This window comes from Virgibacillus sp. JSM 102003 (genome assembly GCF_041949995.1).
Taxonomy (GTDB): Bacteria; Bacillota; Bacilli; order Bacillales; family Amphibacillaceae; genus Lentibacillus.
Genome location: NZ_JBHFQH010000016.1, coordinates 57,707 through 71,859 on the forward strand (window position 1 = coordinate 57,707; position 14,153 = coordinate 71,859).

A 14,153-nucleotide genomic window follows, 5' to 3' on the forward strand; every position below is an offset into this window, starting at 1 on the left:
CATTATCATCTATAATACTACGATGTATTCTGATCCCTGTCAAGAAAATCTTTTAGCTATTAGCCATTTCTACAAATTTATTTTCATAGTACCGTTTTTTCTTTGTATTGTTAGTGTTATCAAAAAATGCTATTACATCAGCCAATGCATTTTCAAGCAGCTGACGGTCCTTAGTCAGTTCAAGGCGTTCAATTGCTTTCTCATAATTTTTGGATGCATCCAGGAGATTGCTTCCTTCCTTATGTTCGAGACAGTAGGCATATTGCATATGAATCATACCTAACTGTCGATGTGACGGAAATTGCAGATTATTATATGTTTCAATTGCATCCTTATAAAAAGGAACTGCCTCATTAAGCATTGATTTTCCAAAGTAGTAGTATGCCATTTCTGTTAATGCTTCAGCGTGTGCTATTGTATTTACTAATGAGGAGTCCCCCAAAAGCTGTAATGCTTCTTCTAAGTATGGATATGCCTGTTTACTTTGATCTTTACTGCCGTATGTTTTTGCAATACTTACGAGACTTTTAATTTTAAGTTCCTCATTATCATCCCCCGCCATCTCGATCACTTTTTTGAGGTATGAAATAGATTCATCACCTTTATTTTGCATCGAATAAAGCATCCCAATTTTAAAATGGATATACAAAATCATATACTGATCCCTGTTATCATCTTCCTCGAAATAGCTCAGCCCTTTTTGGAAATACTTCACAGAGCGAACCAATTTTTCAAGCTTTTCTTCCACTTCAGCCAATACCAAATAACCCCGAGCAAGTTTTATTCGATCCGCTTCCAATTCTACCTCCATTTGTTTTATTGCAGCTGTCATAATTCTGCGTGCCAATTTATAGTCACACATAAATGCGAGCTCACCAAGTAACATTAAATCGCTATCATCATTCCTATACAGCTGAGCGATTATTTCGGATGATGCCTTGTTTTCACCAATTTCCGCGTGACAAATCGCCTCAACCATCCATAATTTTTGAACAAGAACTGTATGTACATCATTATTTTCACGTAAAGTTTTCGACTTGGACAGGACGTTCGGATAGTGTCCACGCTTAAACTCGTCCAAAATCTGTACCAAATCATCTTTATGTTCAACTGACACATTATCATTAAATATTTCTGCCAAATTTAAAATATCCATAACCAATACTCCCCCTCTCTGACTAAATATTAACCAAATTTCATGTTAAAATAAAGCTAAAGGGGTGTTTCAGACATGATTATTTATTATGATAGCTATTGTAATATGTGCACAAGTTCATCACTATTCTGGAAAAAAATTGATTGGAGAAACCAGCTTTCATTTGAATCGTTCCGTACGCTGGAAAATTATCCAAAAGCAATGGAAGAAAGTCTGCACGTATACCACCAGAAAAAATGGTTTGATGGTTTTGATGCTATTATAGAGGTTTCTAAAAAGCTGCCACTTATGTGGATTCTGCTGCCTTTCATGTATCTCTTCAAATGGATTGGATTAGGCGGGTTTATTTACAAAAAAATAGCCAGGAATAGAAAACTTGTTCCCGTCAATCAATGTGACCATGACGGATGCCGAATAGACTCATAGTGATTCAGAGGAAAGGATCCTGATAATCATTTTCCCTTCATCAGCTGTTGCCCGAATTAATAATGGTTGTCGATAATTATTCTTAAATACAAAGTCAGGACCATACCAGCTAACTGTCGCATCACGTCCTGGCGGTACATACGGGACACTTCGGCTGTGGGAATATCGTTCAATTATCTGGACACCTTTCAGCTCGACTGCATTGTACAACGTTGAAGAAACTTGGCATATGCCTCCGCCAACGTCCTCTGCCAACTCACCTCTTACGATAACAGGGGCTCGCTTGTACCCTCTTTCTTTCGTTCTTTTACCAACTACATTGTTAAAAGAAAACCTTTCTCCAGGAAAAACAACATAATTATTTATTGCTTCAGCTGCGAGCACAATATTATGTGATCTTTCCTTATTGTTCTTTTTAAAATAAGTAATATAGCTGCCAAGTATCTTTTCGCGAATCTCTGCAAGTAACTCACTATCAACACGGGGATAAATCTTTTGTTTGGGAAGTATTATTTCTTCCCTGCTTCCCTCGTAAAAATATTCCTGAAACAGCTGTCGAAATTTAATACGGTCAAGCATAATCCCCGGTTTTTCCTGCACAATCTGACCGTCATCATCCAGCTTTGCATTTATCGGTTTTTTGTAAATTTTTTCACTCAAAACATCCATTTCGAGTTCCAGCTTTTGATCATTTACAAATAAACTATCCACATAGGATAATGAAAAGTCACTCCTCAATAATTCCCCTACTGGTTCTTGATCACTAGTTAAAGTCAGAGGAGTCGAAGCTAATAAAAAAGACAAGATAACGGTTAACAAATAACCACCTCCTGTCTTAGTATTTGATAGATAAATAAAAACATGTAACTGTTTAAAAACTTAAGAAAGATAAATTGCAAAAACCACAAGCGAAATTACAATTGTAACCGTGTAAATAATAAGTTGAAGGGGGAGATTTGATTTCAGCGATGATGACTCATATTCATGTGATCGCCTCAACTGATCTTCTACACTGTCTCCTTCTTCTTCATATTTTTTCATCTTATTTTCCTCTTGTTTAAATACTAATAATGTCCCTGCCAATGCAACAATAAATAGAAATGCCAGTAAGATAATTAGTTCAATACTCACGAAACAACCTCCTCTGATAACTCCACTATATATCATTAACACTACACAAACAGTGATATCCATCACAGATTTAAAAAATAATTTAGAAATCCTGACTTATCGCCAAACATAATATAGATAAGCCTTAGTTACACTTATGCAGTAAGAAAGGATTTATACTCTCCTTAACTACACTAAAAAAACCACCCTGCTGCTTAAACAGAGTGGTTTTTGATTAGTCTTATCTGAAGTCTCTTGAATCCTCGAGATTACGGGTTGCTACCGTATACCCGATAATTGCTGCAATTGTAATTAATAAAACATACAATGTTCCATTTTTCATAAAAATGTCCCTCCTCATTTATTTAAAGCATGCGTAATTTACCTTTTTTCAAGATAAGTTTAGGTCCGCCAAGTAAGAACAGGTAGCGGTTATCAATCACCTTTTTCATTGCAGTAGCAGGTGTACCATAAAGCAGGCGCTCAGAGAACACAGTTCCCATTGCATCACTTTCACCAAGGGAAGCTACTGTACCTTTGTCATCAAATGTAAAGCTTTCTAATGGTTCATTACGAAGCAGTCCTTTTAAGTTGGCAGCACATGTATCAGCATGCTGCATTGCAGCTTGTGCAGTTGGTGGGAATGGACGACCTTCCTCTTTATTCATTACCCAGGCACAATCACCAATGATGAAGATATTCTCTTCACCTGGTGCACGAAGATCAGACTCAACGGTAACTTTACCTTTTGTTATTTCAAATCCTGATTTGCCAAGAATAGAATTACCGGTTACACCGCCAGTCCATACGATAGTTCCGGCTTTAATTTCTTCCCCATCATCTCCAATAACAAAACTGTTCTTCTTACACTCGGAGATTTTAGCACCTTCTCGAATTTCAACTCCACGGCTTTCCAAAGACTCTTTAGCGTATGCTACTAAATCATCATTAAAGCCAGGTAAAATTCTTGGTGCTGCTTCCACATTAACGATACGTGCTTTACTGCGATCAATATCATACTTTTTGCAGAGTTTCGGTACTTGTTCTGCAAGTTCACCAACAAATTCGATACCAGTAAAGCCGCCACCGCCAACTAGAATTGTTAAATCATTTTCATTCTTCTTGTTTGAAGTACTGTATTTGGCAAATTGATACTCAATATGTTCGCGAATCATACGGCTTGATTCGATGTCTGTAATGGAAAATGCATTCTTTTCCATTCCTTTAATTCCAAATGTATTTGTTTCAAAACCGAGTGAAATAACAAGATAGTCATAAGAAACTTCACTATTTTTCAATACAACACGGTTCTCTTCTTTTTTCACTTCAACAACTTCATCATAAATTAAACTTACACGATTTGGGCTAATCACATCACTGATCATCATTCGTGCTTGGTTCTGATTCCTCGTACCTGCTGCAACCTCATGAAGCCAGGTTGTTTGATAGTGATAGTTATGTTTATTTACTAATACTATCTCCGCTTCATCTGGTCCTAGTTTTTGCATTAATCGTTTAGTCGTCATCATGCCAGCATAACCGGCGCCAAGTACGACTATTTTTGGTTTACTCATATAATATCCACCTTCCTCAAATAGTAAAATAGCAATTTCATACGAAAATTCATATAAAATGCAGGAAAAACCTTATGTCCACTTCCTCTATAATATCAAAGTTTTTATAAATAGGCTAACAAATCTATGGTTACCTGGCTATTCTTTGTAATAATGAAGAAAAACATTCTATAATTATATGGAGGTGGATTATGGAAAAAATTAAAATTTATCAGGATGACAAATCTGTACATGAATTATCAAATGCTGATCCGCAAATGAAAAAACTAATACAAATCATTGGAGATATTGAAGTTGTAATGCGCGTCGACTTTTTCACATCCATGGTTCGTTCAATGATTGGACAGCAAATTTCAGTACAAGCAGCAAACGCCATATATACAAGGCTTGAATCGCTTATGGAATATAATATTACAGCCGTTTCAATTCTTAATACACCTGATGAGCGATTACGTTCAATAGGTTTATCAGCACGAAAAGTCATCTATTTACGGGATTTGGCAGAAAAAGTTTATGATAACGAAGTCGATTTACAAAAGTTGCACGCACTTGATAATCAGACGGTTATTAAGCAACTGACAAGTATTAAAGGAATCGGAAAATGGACTGCTGAAATGTTTCTAATTTTTTCATTAGGCAGAATGAATGTATTGGCAGTAGATGATATTGGTATCCAACGGGGAGCGAAATGGCTCTATGAAGTTGAAAAATCAGAACGCCGAAAGATTTTAGTCGACAAACAGCCGGTTTGGAGCCCCCACCTGACAATTGCATCATTTTATTTATGGGAAACCGTGCATTTGGATTTAGTAAAAAAGTACAATTCAATAGAGGATATTGGAGGACAACATTATGCATGATAAAAGTGAAATCAAAGCTCTTTACCAAAAAATGATTGACGGATGGAACAATAGAAATGCCCATGATATGGCAGGACAGTTTACCAAGTCCGGCGAATCGATTGGGTTTGATGGCAGTCTGATGTCGGGGCAGGATGAAATGATTGCGCAACTAAGCGGGATATTTAACGAGCACCCTACCCCTCCATTTGTAACGAAGATTAAAGAAATACGTTTTATCGGAGAGGATACCGCAATCTTACGCGCAATTGTAGGAATGGTGCCACCTGGCCAGACTGAGCTGGACCCTGAATTAAATGCTTATCAGACAATTGTGGCAGTTAAGCAGCCAAGGCAATGGAAAATTGAACTGCTTCAGAACACACCTGCACAATATCACGGCCGGCCAGATCTGGTTGAAGAGATCACCGAAGAACTGAAGTCTGAAATGTGAAACTGCTGGTTTATATAGGTTGTTGATGGTATATATTGCGACACAATGTGGCAATACACTTTAGTTCGCTGTCTATAGAAACTCCAAAGGTTAATAAAGCTAAAATAAAGGGAAATGCTGATACATTTATAGCATTTCCCTTTATGTTAACTACACTGGTCTTACAGTCACTTCATTAACATTCACATAATCCGGTTGTGTAACGGCATATACAACGGCACGTGCGATATCATCTCGTTCTAACTTTTTTCGATCAGAATTGGAGGCTTTCTTTTTAAGATCTTCATCCGTTCCATGTGAAGCAAGATCAGTATCTACAGCTCCAGGCGAAATGTTTGTTACACGCACACCAGTCCTTGCAAGTTCTTTTTCCAAGCCCATTGAAAGTGCACGAACAGCAAATTTTGTCGCACTGTACACAGCATTCACTTTAGAGACTTCATGTCCTGCAACTGATGAAATATTGACAAGATGCCCTGTTTGACGCTCTATCATTTTAGGTAAAACCGAGTTAACCCCGTAAAGAACTCCTTTTATATTAACATCAATCATCTGATCCCATTCATTAACATGTCCTTTTTGAATAGTTGACATTAACATCAGCCCTGCGTTGTTAACATAAATATCTATTTCGCCAAAGGTTTCTGTTGCTTTTTCTGCAAGCGTGTCAACTTCTGATTGTTTTGCAACATCGGTTTCAACAGCAATTGCTTTTCCGCCTTCCGTATTATTAATTGATTCTACAAGCTCATCCAGCTTTTCCTTGCGTCGTGCTGCTAATACTACATTAGCGCCTTCATTTGCAAGATGTTCTGCAATCGCAGCACCAATTCCGCTGCTAGCACCTGTTACAATAGCAGTTTTCCCTGATAATTTTGCCATGGTTAATTCCTCCCTTACTGTTATGAGTTTATCATGTAAGAAATGCAAATTCTAAATTTATGGATTAGGATTACGTTGATTGACAAAAAATGAGAGCGATCGCTATACGCGATCACTCTTATTTTTTCACTCAAAATTGTGAACTTCAGCGGGGAAATTGTGAACTTCAGCCAAATGTGTGACAACTTCGGCGAAAACTCTGTGAACTTCAGCCATTCGACAAGTTTCGACATTACTGATCCCGGAAAACTCACACATCACGGACGCAGTACGACCTTGATGCAATCATCTTCTTTCCTGTTAAACATTTTATAGCCATCTGAGGCATCATCAAGTATCATATGGTGCGTTATGATCTCTTTAGGATTGATATCTCCTTGAACAACCTGATGATAAAGTTTATCCATATAAGATCTGGCATGCGCTTGACCTGTCTTCAACGTAATGTTCCTTGAGAAAAACGGCCCCAGTGGAAACATATTATACAGCCCGCCATAAACACCAGTAAGTTGAACGATTCCGCATTTTTTCACTGCTTTTGTTGCTATTTGGATTGGTCCAAGTGTGCCACCCTGCAGTTTAAGTTTTTGTTCAACAAATTCAAGTGGAGACTTTTTGCCATCCATTCCGACACAATCAATTACGACGTCCGCTCCACCATGTGTTGCCTCTTTCAATTCTTCACCCATATCATCATATTTAGCAAAATTATATGTTTCCGTTCGATTAATCTTCTTCGAATGCTGGAGGCGAAATGGGATATGATCAACTGCAATTACACGTGATGCCCCTTTTTGCCATGCAAACTTTTGAGCCATTAATCCGATTGGACCACAACCCAATACCACAACTGTATCCCCTTGTTTAACCCCAGCATTCTCCACACTCCAGTAAGCAGTTGGCAAAACATCAGATAAAAATAACAGCGAGTCATCATCCATTTCACAGTCTTCTGGAATTAAGAATGGTGTATAGTTGCCGAATGGTACACGAAGGTATTCCGCCTGTCCACCTGGATAATTACCAAATTTCTCTGAATATCCAAAATAACCACCTGAATCATAATGGGGGTTCGCATTATCACATTGAGATTCCTGATGATTCTCACAATACGGGCAGCTCCCACATGCTACTGTAAACGGAATGACAACCCGGTCACCTTTTTTAACCTTTGTTACATCATTACCGACCTCTTCCACAATACCCATTGGCTCATGACCAATCTGATAACCGATTGGCAGTGGAAAATTCCCCTGATATAAATGTAAATCCGATCCGCAAATTGCTGTTGATGTAACTCTTATAATAACATCTTCTGAATCCTGGATCCGCGGGAAATCAACATTTTCGACACTTACTGAATACTTTCCTTGATATGTTACAGCTCGCATAGTTAATCCACCTTTATATAATTTACTAAGATTTACTAAGATTTAAGATATCCTATTTGCTGTAACTTATGTGCTAATTTACCGTCTAGTACCAGACTCTGTAACCTTAAATTTCATTTTCACTTCAATTGGAAGTGTCTGGTATTTCTCCTTAAACTGTTTTTGATTATACCCTCGAATACTGCTCCGAACATGTTCTTTAATTCCGAGTGGATCAATGTTTAACTCCTGGAATTGTTTGATTAATTTATTTGCTTTCTTTGTAAAATCATCTTTCAAATCTTTTTCAAAAGAAGGTATGCGCTTCGTTAAACTTTCTTTTGTATATTCCCTGACAACCCCCGTTAACCTCACATCTATCGTAACGTTTATATTGCCTTTTTTATTTGAAACATGAAAATCCCTCGTTCCATTAATATTTTGAATCGATGCTTTATACGTATCAGTGATCAAATTATGCTGTCCGTTTTTAAAATCCTGATAAAGCATTTTAAATATATTCGCATCTGTTATTGGTATGCTGTCAACAAATTTATCATCATCAAAAAAAGCTATACCCTTAATACTCGGTACTCCTTTTTCAAGGGTTAACATTGGCAGGAATGGATCATAGGTAGAGGCTTTCAGACTAGAGGAAAATTGTTTTAAGTTTGTTTGGGGAACATTACCATAATGTACATTATGGTCTATTAAATCTGACAAGTAAATTCCTGCACCTTTATCACTGTTTACACTATTCAGCAACTCATATGCAGATCCTTCCACAACTCCCATGTATAGCCGGGACCCGATTGACGGGTCTCTCAACAGATAATCGACACTATTACGCAGCCCTGTCTTTGCCAATTCATCATTAAATAATGCTACCTCTAATTTTCCATTAAACAGTTCTTCGGATGCCTGTGCATTTAGTTTCCCTCTGTTCTCATATATCATCGATGCTGTATCTGTAAACACTAAATCCTTTAATTGATTTTGTTGTAAAAACATTGGCGAAACCACAGTTCCCTGTATGGTCTCTTCATCTACATAGTCATACCCTGCTACCGTGATCATTCTAATTTGGTCAATAACCTTCTTAGGCATACCAAAGTTTGCAACGACGCTTGTGAATATAAGTGTGAATGCAATAAGATACCTAAGACGCATTATTCGTCACCTTTCTGCGGACAAAGTTAATTAAAAATAATACAGGAATATAACCAAACAAAAAAAGCAGCCCAAATTTACTTACAATATCACTCAACTGATCTATAACTATTCTTCCAGCGGGGATAACACAAGCCACATACATTATAACAAGTAAAATAGTTGCTATTTTTTTATGTGATATTCCAGCAACATTGTGTAGAGTTCTCGTGCTTGCCCATAAAAATAATACGATATTAGGCAGGATACTAAAAAACAATGTAGCAATGCCGAAGTATTCGAACCTAGCTAGAAACGGCATCTCGATAATCTTCCACATACCTAACGTTGCCCAAATCGTATTCTGAAGTTCATTCTGATTGTAATATATATAGGTAACAACGCAGATAAAAACATATAAAAGTGTGGTAGCTAAATTTCCAATATGAGCAAATTTTTGAGATTTTCTGGACTCACGTATAAATGGATAAAAGACAAGTAAACTGCTAACACCCAGAAAACTTAAGACTGCTAATGATGAGGACTGCATAATTTCAGTAAAGGAGTGGTCAAAAACAGGCAAAATATATGTTATATGAGCATATTTGAGCGGATAAAGCAGTGTAAAGATTAAGAAGGAAGGATAGAGCACACCGAAAAAACACACACCTACGACAATCCTAAACTCCCCTGATATAATGTAATAAAACAACGGAATAAGAAGGAATAATAATGCCCAAACCTGGATTTGGGGAAAAACCCATACCTGAATGATTTCAATATATGTCCGCAATACAGTTATCGACAGTAATAACAAGTATACAGAGAAAATTATGGAGAAAAAAGCTCCTAACCATTTACCATAAGTAAATTTGTGAATAGCAACAATTTCTCCTGGTTCATTATTATGTAAAATCTTAAACATAATCCAAATAGTTACATGGAAAGCAAGACCTGCTACAATTACAGATATCCATGCATCATGTCCGGCATACTTATTGATAACGCTTTGAAAACCAAGAACCCCAACACCAACCTGTGAGGAGACAATTAAAAAGAACACCATAAGTGCCGGCACTTGATCTTTTAGCTTAATCATAAAATACTCCTCTACTTATCCTTGTTTTGTTTAGTAGGTCGCAAAACTTTATCTGGTCGAACAGAAAAAGGACGCTTGTTCTGTTTATCAAAAGGTAACCGAATAAAAGCATCTTTTAAATCCGTCATTCGAAATGGAAACATCGGTTCCAAAAACGGCCTTCCCAACGATGTTAGCTTTAGCAAATGAACCATAATATATGCAATACTGATAGCAATACCCAGTAATCCATATACATGTGCAAATATAAGTAATGGGAACCTGATAAGGCGGATTGTGTTACCCATTTGATAGACAGGCGTTGTGAAAGAGCCAAGTGCTGCCAATGCAACAAGAATCAGCAGTACATTACTGGTCAGTCCTGCTTCCACTGAAGCCGTCCCGATCACAATTCCCCCCACAATACCAATTGTTTGACCAATCTTGCTGGGTAAACGTGCCCCAGCCTCACGTAATAGCTCAATCGTCAACTCAAGAATGATAGCCTCCAAAATAGGAGGGAATGGCACTTGTGTTCTTGAGCTAACTAAAGTCCCAAGCAGTGTTTTAGGTATTAATTCAAAATGGTGAGTAAGTACAGCAACATACATTGGAGTAATTAAAATAGAGAAAAATACCGCAAATAAACGAATAAGACGAAATGCGGATGCAAGTGTCCAATTTAAAAAATAATCCTCAAAGGCTGAGAAGAACTCCACCAGCGTTGTTGGGCCTAATAATACATGTGGTGAACCATCAACAAAGATAACTACTTTCCCTTCAGTTAATACAGCAGCAATCCTGTCAGGACGTTCAGTGTCCAGTAGTTGCGGAAATGGTGAATTCTGGTTATCGGTGATCGATTGCTGGATATATGAACTATCAATTACCTGATCAATTTGAACATCTTTTATACGCTGAACTACAGTTCTAACATTTTCTTTATCTGCTATACCTTCAATATATACAACTGCAACCTTTGTTTTTGTTACGGTACCAACCTTCATCTTTTCTATAGCTAATTCAGGGACAGCAATTCGCTTTCGCACTAGATTTAAATTAGTATCGATATTTTCTACAAAAGCTTCTTTTGGCCCTACAACACTGAATTCCACTTCCGGAATACCGATTTGACGTGTATCAGCAAGCGGTATAGGTATAAGTAGATACTGAGGATTCACATTTTCCATAGAGATGAATACATACCCTTGAATAAGCTTCTCGTGTAATTGATCAGGATCATCCATTAATTGTGATTTGGTGATAGGAATATCATTAATTACTTCAGTTAAATCAGCATAATCATTTTGCTGTATTTGTGGCAGTATGTATTTCTCTAACTTTTTTTTATCAATTGCTGATTTTAAATAACCAATAGAAATAAGATTATCATTATGCTCAAATTGATAATCAATAAAATCATCTTTTTGTTTTAAATCAGCTAACAAATTTTCAAAGTCTCGTTGCTTTTTCTTTTGTGCCGCTTTCTTTTTCATCGAAACATCCTCATTAAAACGTGCTACAAGGTAGTATGAAAAGGAATTGGCTTTCTTATGCATCTGGAAGAGTTCAAAGTAAATGAATAATCTTGACCTACAAAAATTTCTTTAGTAAAAAATACATAATTTACTTAAACATGCTAAACAATACTTACGGAGCACAAAAAGCTCAATATACATTAATGGAGGTTTTTTATTTATGGCACAACAAAATCAACAGCAGCAACAGTTACAACAAGCTGTACAACAGGCTCAACAAGCGCAGCAAGCGGTACAGCAAGCTTCTGCAAGTGCTGATCCTCAACAGCTGCAACAGGCGCAGCAACAATTACAGCAAGCTGAACAAGGGCTTCAAAATGCTCAATCCCAAGCTGGTGCTGCCGGACAGCAAGACCCGCAAGCTCAGCAAGCACAACAACAGCTGCAACAGGCACGTCAACAGGCAAATCAGGCGCAGCAAGCTCAGCAAAACAAACCACAATAATACTTGGATTATCACCCAAGTAAATAGGGAGTCTTCAAGATAATTGGAGACTCCCTTTATTATTTATTGACTTTGGATTAATTCTACAATTTTATCTTCAATTTCCGGACCGTCTTCCTCATCCAACAAGTTATTAAGCATGATTGAAAAAATGAGCTTTTCACCGCTTTCGGTTTCAACCATCCCTGATAACGTACTGACACCATAAATAGTTCCGGTTTTCGCCTGGATATTCTTGTCCTCCATTCGGCTTCGCAATGTTCCGCCAGTCATCCTGTCAGCTTTTCCAGCTATAGGCAGTGAATGGAGATATGAATCATACCAACTTTGACTCTGTACTGCATAGAGTAATTTTGAGATCTCATTTGGGGGAATTAAGGTTGCATGTGATATCCCCGAACCATCGCGGATCATAAGGGAACCTGTGTTCATTCCCATTTTTGTTAATTCCGTTTCAACTACTTCCAGCCCTTTCTCCCAGCTGCCTTCACCATGTACAACCTTTCCCATTTCTTTTACCAATACTTCCGCAATCGTATTATTACTTAACTTCATAAACGGTACCAGCACCTCAGATAGTGGCATCGATTCATGTGAATAAAGAACTTCAGCTTCACTCGGAGCTGCGTTCATTTTAACTTTGCCCGTCCAGGATATCCCCTCTTCTTTAAGTGATTGCTGAAACAAATCCATCGCATAACCAGTTGGTTCCCAAACAGTCATCCATTCTTTAATAACAGCCGACCCAGCTGGAATCGTCCCCTCAATTGTTAAGGTATTCTCACCATGTACACGCTTAAGCGTCAAGTCCTCTTCCGCGCTTGGTTCACTAGTTATAGCCGTATTCTTCACTTCTATATAGTTTGTCTTGGGTGAAACGGTAACATCCGGCTTTTTCCCTTTACTGCGTGGACCCACCTCAACAATAACTGTACCTGCATCAAAGTCAGTATCCGGTGAAGCAGTTAGAGCAGAAATTTGTGCACCATAATACCAATGCTCGTCACTCCAAATAAGATCCGGTGACAACCGAACCTCATCATACCACGTATCATCCGCCACAATATCTCCCTTAATCACGTTGACACCACTTTCCTTTATTTTTTTAGCAAAATTATCAAAATCAGAAGGAAGTAATGTTGGATCCCCTTTCCCCTTTAAAAAGAGATCCCCAGTCAATGTACCACTCTTAATCGATCCAGTTGTAAGAATCTCGGTTGAAAAGGTGTGATTCTCCCCCAACACGGCGAGTGCTGCAGCTGCTGTTAAAAGTTTCATATTTGATGCGGGTCGCAAACGGACGTCACCCATATGTTCATACAACTTTTCTCCATTCGATGCTGAACGGACACTTATCCCAGTGATAGCCCCATTCAATTTTGGTTCACTTTTTATAAAACTCTCTATCTGTTTCGTCATCGTATTACGCTCCTCTATTGTGTTTGCTGCTTCATTATTTCTATCTGTTGCACCAGACCCTATCATGAAGATTAATAAGAATAGAAAAAGCATACCAAAGCTATAATTTTTTACTGTCATTCCTATCACCTCATTTCAGCCCTAATAATAATTTCTGTATTTATGTAAAAAATCCTTTTTACTTCCTTATATTTAAAGAAATTCACGATAAACTGACCCGGGAACAGCCTATTTCCAATGATTAACTTGACTCTAAAATTATATACTTTATTTTAGAAAACCAAGCTTATTGTTAAGCCTTAATGGGGAAAGTCTAGTTGCACCTTTATTCCATGCGTAAATCACTGCATGATTCGCGATGTTCTTCTGTTGATTCCACGTGCTCTTCTGGCGATTCGGCGTGTTCTTCTGTTGATTCCATGTGCTCTTCTGGCGATTCCGTATGTTCTTCTGTTGATTCCGCATGCTCTTCTGGCGATTCCATATGTTCTTCTGTTGATTCACGATGCTCTTCTGGCGATTCCACGTGTTCTTCTGTTGATTTCACGTGCCCTTCTGTTGATTCCGCATGATCTTCTCTTGATTCCACGTGCCCTTCCGCCGATTCCGCACCACGCTCTGTTGATTCACAATGCTCTTCTGGCGATACCCATTGCCCTTCCATCGCATCACATTCACAGCCAGGTGATAGATTGATTACTTCCCCCCAACCT

General features: G+C 37.9%; 15 protein-coding genes. 3 read left to right on the forward strand and 12 right to left on the reverse strand.

Going from position 1 to position 14,153, the window contains the following annotated elements; genetic code table 11:
• Positions 1-52 precede the first annotated feature (52 nt).
• Positions 53-1,156 (reverse strand): tetratricopeptide repeat protein, encoded by a 1,104-nt coding sequence (locus tag ACE1TG_RS16505; protein WP_375053507.1) that lies wholly within the window; start codon positions 1,154-1,156, stop codon positions 53-55.
• A gap of 75 nt (positions 1,157-1,231) precedes the next feature.
• Between ACE1TG_RS16505 and ACE1TG_RS16510 the strand changes: the two genes are divergently transcribed.
• A complete protein-coding gene (locus ACE1TG_RS16510; protein WP_375053508.1) occupies positions 1,232-1,582 on the forward strand; it encodes a thiol-disulfide oxidoreductase DCC family protein in 351 nt (116 codons plus the stop codon).
• Here ACE1TG_RS16510 and ACE1TG_RS16515 read toward each other — a convergent pair.
• The 3 genes from ACE1TG_RS16515 to ACE1TG_RS16525 form a co-directional block, all read right to left on the reverse strand.
• Positions 1,577-2,401, reverse strand: coding sequence for a VanW family protein (locus ACE1TG_RS16515; protein ID WP_375053509.1), 825 nt, complete (start codon positions 2,399-2,401; stop codon positions 1,577-1,579). The two genes, ACE1TG_RS16510 and ACE1TG_RS16515, sit on opposite strands and share 6 nt — an antisense overlap.
• A 60-nt stretch (positions 2,402-2,461) precedes the next feature.
• The gene (locus ACE1TG_RS16520; protein ID WP_375053510.1) at positions 2,462-2,713 is read right to left on the reverse strand and encodes a hypothetical protein; all 252 of its coding nucleotides are present in this window, start codon (positions 2,711-2,713) and stop codon (positions 2,462-2,464) included.
• 344 nt (positions 2,714-3,057) lie between these two features.
• A complete protein-coding gene (locus tag ACE1TG_RS16525) occupies positions 3,058-4,266 on the reverse strand; it encodes an NAD(P)/FAD-dependent oxidoreductase (RefSeq protein WP_375053511.1) in 1,209 nt (402 codons plus the stop codon).
• Between the two features lie 191 nt (positions 4,267-4,457).
• On the opposite strand from ACE1TG_RS16525, the gene ACE1TG_RS16530 reads away from it, so the two are divergent.
• Together ACE1TG_RS16530 and ACE1TG_RS16535 are read left to right on the forward strand one after the other, a co-directional pair.
• Entirely contained in the window at positions 4,458-5,126 is a 669-nt protein-coding gene (locus tag ACE1TG_RS16530; RefSeq protein WP_375053512.1) for a DNA-3-methyladenine glycosylase family protein, read from the forward strand.
• Positions 5,119-5,559, forward strand: a complete 441-nt coding sequence (locus tag ACE1TG_RS16535) for an SgcJ/EcaC family oxidoreductase (protein ID WP_375053513.1) — start codon at positions 5,119-5,121, stop codon at positions 5,557-5,559. The genes ACE1TG_RS16530 and ACE1TG_RS16535 overlap by 8 nt, the downstream gene beginning before the upstream one ends.
• A 150-nt stretch (positions 5,560-5,709) precedes the next feature.
• On the opposite strand, the gene ACE1TG_RS16540 is transcribed toward ACE1TG_RS16535, so the two are convergent.
• The 8 genes from ACE1TG_RS16540 to ACE1TG_RS16575 all read right to left on the reverse strand — a co-directional run bounded on the left by ACE1TG_RS16540 (position 5,710) and on the right by ACE1TG_RS16575 (position 14,104).
• A complete protein-coding gene (locus ACE1TG_RS16540; protein ID WP_375053514.1) occupies positions 5,710-6,441 on the reverse strand; it encodes an SDR family oxidoreductase in 732 nt (243 codons plus the stop codon).
• Between the two features lie 257 nt (positions 6,442-6,698).
• On the reverse strand, positions 6,699-7,832 hold the full coding sequence (locus ACE1TG_RS16545; RefSeq protein WP_375053515.1) for a zinc-dependent alcohol dehydrogenase: 1,134 nt from the start codon (positions 7,830-7,832) through the stop codon (positions 6,699-6,701).
• A gap of 78 nt (positions 7,833-7,910) precedes the next feature.
• Positions 7,911-8,981 (reverse strand): Ger(x)C family spore germination protein, encoded by a 1,071-nt coding sequence (locus tag ACE1TG_RS16550; protein ID WP_375053516.1) that lies wholly within the window; start codon positions 8,979-8,981, stop codon positions 7,911-7,913.
• The gene (locus ACE1TG_RS16555) at positions 8,971-10,059 is read right to left on the reverse strand and encodes a GerAB/ArcD/ProY family transporter (RefSeq protein WP_375053517.1); all 1,089 of its coding nucleotides are present in this window, start codon (positions 10,057-10,059) and stop codon (positions 8,971-8,973) included. The genes ACE1TG_RS16550 and ACE1TG_RS16555 overlap by 11 nt, the downstream gene beginning before the upstream one ends.
• An 11-nt stretch (positions 10,060-10,070) precedes the next feature.
• A complete protein-coding gene (locus ACE1TG_RS16560) occupies positions 10,071-11,534 on the reverse strand; it encodes a spore germination protein (protein WP_375053551.1) in 1,464 nt (487 codons plus the stop codon).
• Positions 11,535-11,734: 200 nt separating this feature from the next.
• Positions 11,735-12,040 (reverse strand): hypothetical protein, encoded by a 306-nt coding sequence (locus ACE1TG_RS16565; protein ID WP_375053518.1) that lies wholly within the window; start codon positions 12,038-12,040, stop codon positions 11,735-11,737.
• A gap of 44 nt (positions 12,041-12,084) precedes the next feature.
• Positions 12,085-13,560 carry a D-alanyl-D-alanine carboxypeptidase/D-alanyl-D-alanine endopeptidase gene (dacB, locus tag ACE1TG_RS16570; RefSeq protein ID WP_375053519.1) on the reverse strand — a complete coding sequence of 492 codons (1,476 nt, stop codon included), beginning with the start codon at positions 13,558-13,560 and terminating at the stop codon, positions 12,085-12,087.
• Between the two features lie 205 nt (positions 13,561-13,765).
• Complete coding sequence (locus ACE1TG_RS16575) at positions 13,766-14,104, reverse strand: hypothetical protein (protein WP_375053520.1); 339 nt, start codon at positions 14,102-14,104, stop codon at positions 13,766-13,768.
• Positions 14,105-14,153: the final 49 nt, after the last annotated feature.

Coding starts and splice junctions, on each gene's coding strand:
- dacB (WP_375053519.1), bottom strand. CDS start 13,560: ATGACAGTAAAAAATTATAGCTTTGGTATGCTTTTTCTATTCTTATTA.
- ACE1TG_RS16560 (WP_375053551.1), bottom strand. CDS start 11,534: ATGAAAAAGAAAGCGGCACAAAAGAAAAAGCAACGAGACTTTGAAAAT.
- ACE1TG_RS16530 (WP_375053512.1), top strand. CDS start 4,458: ATGGAAAAAATTAAAATTTATCAGGATGACAAATCTGTACATGAATTA.
- ACE1TG_RS16545 (WP_375053515.1), bottom strand. CDS start 7,832: ATGCGAGCTGTAACATATCAAGGAAAGTATTCAGTAAGTGTCGAAAAT.
- ACE1TG_RS16575 (WP_375053520.1), bottom strand. CDS start 14,104: ATGGAAGGGCAATGGGTATCGCCAGAAGAGCATTGTGAATCAACAGAG.
- ACE1TG_RS16525 (WP_375053511.1), bottom strand. CDS start 4,266: ATGAGTAAACCAAAAATAGTCGTACTTGGCGCCGGTTATGCTGGCATG.
- ACE1TG_RS16535 (WP_375053513.1), top strand. CDS start 5,119: ATGCATGATAAAAGTGAAATCAAAGCTCTTTACCAAAAAATGATTGAC.
- ACE1TG_RS16505 (WP_375053507.1), bottom strand. CDS start 1,156: ATGGATATTTTAAATTTGGCAGAAATATTTAATGATAATGTGTCAGTT.
- ACE1TG_RS16540 (WP_375053514.1), bottom strand. CDS start 6,441: ATGGCAAAATTATCAGGGAAAACTGCTATTGTAACAGGTGCTAGCAGC.
- ACE1TG_RS16510 (WP_375053508.1), top strand. CDS start 1,232: ATGATTATTTATTATGATAGCTATTGTAATATGTGCACAAGTTCATCA.
- ACE1TG_RS16555 (WP_375053517.1), bottom strand. CDS start 10,059: ATGATTAAGCTAAAAGATCAAGTGCCGGCACTTATGGTGTTCTTTTTA.
- ACE1TG_RS16550 (WP_375053516.1), bottom strand. CDS start 8,981: ATGCGTCTTAGGTATCTTATTGCATTCACACTTATATTCACAAGCGTC.